At 48.9% G+C, this 3,147-nt stretch carries 4 protein-coding genes; 3 read left to right on the forward strand and 1 reads right to left on the reverse strand.

The window, feature by feature from the left end; all coding sequences use genetic code 11:
* Positions 1 to 515: 515 nt before the first annotated feature.
* A complete protein-coding gene (locus V3S16_RS10605) occupies positions 516 to 1,382 on the forward strand; it encodes a methyltransferase domain-containing protein (protein WP_413884728.1) in 867 nt (288 codons plus the stop codon).
* A gap of 209 nt (positions 1,383 to 1,591) precedes the next feature.
* Here V3S16_RS10605 and tnpA read toward each other — a convergent pair whose 3' ends face one another.
* Positions 1,592 to 2,014, reverse strand: a complete 423-nt coding sequence (gene tnpA, locus V3S16_RS10610) for an IS200/IS605 family transposase (protein ID WP_413884730.1) — start codon at positions 2,012 to 2,014, stop codon at positions 1,592 to 1,594.
* A 227-nt stretch (positions 2,015 to 2,241) separates the two neighbouring features.
* On the opposite strand from tnpA, the gene V3S16_RS10615 reads away from it, so the two are divergent.
* Positions 2,242 to 2,478: a sulfurtransferase TusA family protein gene (locus V3S16_RS10615; protein ID WP_413884732.1), complete on the forward strand. Its 237-nt coding sequence runs from the start codon at positions 2,242 to 2,244 to the stop codon at positions 2,476 to 2,478.
* Between the two features lie 91 nt (positions 2,479 to 2,569).
* On the forward strand, positions 2,570 to 2,809 hold the full coding sequence (locus V3S16_RS10620; protein WP_413884734.1) for a DsrE family protein: 240 nt from the start codon (positions 2,570 to 2,572) through the stop codon (positions 2,807 to 2,809).
* Positions 2,810 to 3,147 lie beyond the last annotated feature (338 nt).

Below are 3,147 nucleotides of genomic sequence, written 5' to 3' on the forward strand. Positions count from 1 at the left end.
CAGATTTTGTTACGTTTTACTGCCTTTAATTATCACATTTTCAAGCCCCAAGATTTGCGTGATTGGGGTCCCGAATCTGCTATTGACCCAATAAATCCCCTGGTGTACATTCAGGCAAGAAATCTTCTATGGTAGTTCTTCAAAAAAATTCCTACATGTTGTATGCCCTTTCTCCGCAAAACAGAGCAAAATAACCCCTTGTCTTTACTTGTCATTTCTTCGCATTACTTAATTTGTTTTCGTATTTTATGTTAGACAATCAAGCATTGACTTTAATGAATTTTTAATATACACGCTTTAATAATAGTCTCTCTTTTGAAATCGGTTCTCTATCTCGAATCAGTTTCCATTGTGAAACATTTCTTGTTGTGCTGACCTCTCTCACGATTTGTTCCTCGCTATCTAAAAATACACGCACAAACCGGGATATGATTTTATGCTTTGAGGGGAGGAGTAACGAGGGCCATACGTGAAAGGAGGTGTCGCATGGCTATTGATATTTCTAGGAGTGTATTATGAGTGAACAAAAACATGGAAAATTGTTGGATCGCAGCGAACTGCGTCAGGCAATTCAAAAAGAGTATCAGGAAGTAGCGTTGAACCCAGAGAAAGGCTTTCACTTCTTCATCGGTCGCCCGGTGGCTCAAATGTTGGGGTACGATGAGGCCTGTCTGGAGGGAATTCCCGAGGCCTCCGTGGAATCCTTCGCCGGCACCGGCAACCCCTTCAGCCTGGGCGAAATCAAACCCGGCGAGCATGTGGTCGATGTGGGCTGCGGGGCGGGTTTTGATAGCCTGATCGCAGCCCGTATGGTGGGTCCAAAAGGCCGGGTGATTGGGGTAGATATGACAGCGGCCATGATAGAGAAAGGGCGCGCTGCAGCAGCCGAGGTCGGTCTGGACAACGTCGAGTTCCGGATGGGCTACGGTGAAGAGTTGCCCCTGCCCGACGGCTGGGCCGACGTGGTGATCTCCAACGGGATGCTCAACCTGATGCCGGACAAGAGCGCCCCTCTTAAAGAGATGAAGAGGGTGCTCAAGCCTACGGGTCGCCTGCAGATCGGCGACATCCTGTTGCAGAAGGCGATATCGGACAGCGATAAACGGGACATCGACCTGTGGTCGGGGTGAATTGCCGGCGCTCTGCTGGAAGCAGAGCTCGAAGCCACGGTCGTGGCAGCCGGCTTTGTCGAGTTTGAGATCACCTTGCGAGTAGACGTGTTCAGCGGTACGCCGCATGAGTCTGGCGCGGCCAGCGTCGGTGCGCTGGGGATTACCTTTCGGGCACGTAGGCCGCATGACCAGGAGGAGTGGGAGGCGGCGGTCGCCGCGCTAACTTGCGAGGTGCCCACCTGGCCTACCTCGCCGCTTCTCAGGCGTTAGCCGTCAGGCATTCACAAGGGGAATTTAATAAGGAGGATAAAGAGTTTGATGCCCTTGAATGGCTTGCGGCCATGTGCTCCCATGGCCGCAATAAAGGGGAGCAAATGGTCAGATATGGAGCCTGTCCGCCTTGTATAGTGAAAAAAAGTAAGTCATAACCACCAGTAGAACTGGTGGCCTGAGGAGGGCCCCTGGAAGGGGCCATAGGTCTATTCGAAATCAAACTCCATCTGTTGTTTATCAGCTTTTTCCTGGTCACGAATGTATTCTCGAACTTTTTTCTCGTCCAAACCTACTGTGCTAACAAAGTAACCTCGTATCCAGAAATGCTTTGAACCCCTTTCTTTGCTGGGAAATTCTCGATGCAACCGAATGGCGCTTTTTCCCTTCAGAAAACCCACAACATAGGCTATACTGTACTTTGGTGGAAAACTTAAGCACAAATGTACGTGGTCTGATTTTGCATGCCCTTCGATGAGTTCAACACCTTTTTGTCTACATAAATCTCTGGTGATCTCACCGAACCTACGTCGAACTTTACCATAAAGCTTTTTTCTTCGATATTTTGGTACCCAAACAATATGGAATTTACATTCCCATCTCACGTGTGCTAAGCTCTTATAATCTCTCATGCTAACTCCTTCCCGACCTGCCCTTTCGGGGCCCTCGGGAAGGGGTATAGCATGCCTGACCGGCAGAGCCTATTAGGATCACACCAGCAGAGCTGGTGGTTTAATGCGATTAATTAATAGTTTTTAAAACGGTGGTGCGGGGGGTGCTCCCGCCCTCTTAGAGTTTAAACATTTAATGCTTTCTTTATTCGGTAAAACCATTAACTTGTCGGGAGAGAAGGTATATCATGGGCATAGCAAAGGTTGACCGTTGCCTGGATCTCCGAGGAAAGGTGTGTCCCTACCCAACGTTCGAACCGCGTTTGGCCCTCAACGAGATGGCCGCGGGTGAGATACTTGAGGTCATCACCGACTACTATCCGGCGCAACAGACAATTCCGCAGCTTATGCAAAAACTCGGATATCAGTGTGAACTGGTTGATGGAGATAAGCCTGTTTTCCGTTTCATCATTCGGAAATCTTAGTGAAAGAAAGGAGGTGTAAATGGAGGATTCTAATAAACAGAGATTCAGTCATCAGTATAACCATTAGCAGTAGCAAATAAAGGAGATAAAAATGAGCAAGATTCTAGCGGTTACAACGCACGCGACAGACGATCAGACCAAGAGCACCGCAGCTTTTATTACCGCCGTAGGGGCTCTTGGTGCCGATAAGGAAGTTTGTATCGTTCTTATTGGGGAGGCCGTATATTTGGCAAAGGATGTGATTGCCAAGAGTGTTCATGGTGTCGGTTTCCCGCCTCTCTCTGAGTTGATCGAGACGGTGGTCAAAGGGAATGTTCCGGTATATGTTTGAGGGGCTTGCTCCGTCGCCCGTGGGGTGACCGAAGAAGACCTAAAGACCTTGAACGCCTCGTTCATCGATATGATCGGGTTTGCCAACTTGGTTTCTGAGTCAAGTGTGGTTAGCTTCTGATGAAGTGAAGGGAGAGCAGGCGGCGAGGAGATAGTGTTCCTCCTCACCGCTGATTTATGTATGAAAAGCCGCCTAACAATCCAAATTTACCCGACCCGGAAAGCTGCGTTTTATTGGGGCCGCTTGGGCCTACAACATTATCAATAATTCAGCGTTCCGTCGCCACCCTTTTCAGGCAGGTAATTTGGGGGCGTTAACGAATTCATGATGTCTGCCTT

It is taken from the genome of Candidatus Desulfatibia sp. (assembly GCF_036446775.1).
Classification (GTDB): Bacteria; Desulfobacterota; Desulfobacteria; order Desulfobacterales; family UBA11574; genus Desulfatibia_A.

Excerpts from the sequence above, each read along its gene's own strand:
- tnpA (WP_413884730.1), bottom strand. The coding sequence starts at position 2,014 with ATGAGAGATTATAAGAGCTTAGCACACGTGAGATGGGAATGTAAATTC.
- V3S16_RS10615 (WP_413884732.1), top strand. The coding sequence starts at position 2,242 with ATGGGCATAGCAAAGGTTGACCGTTGCCTGGATCTCCGAGGAAAGGTG.
- V3S16_RS10620 (WP_413884734.1), top strand. The coding sequence starts at position 2,570 with ATGAGCAAGATTCTAGCGGTTACAACGCACGCGACAGACGATCAGACC.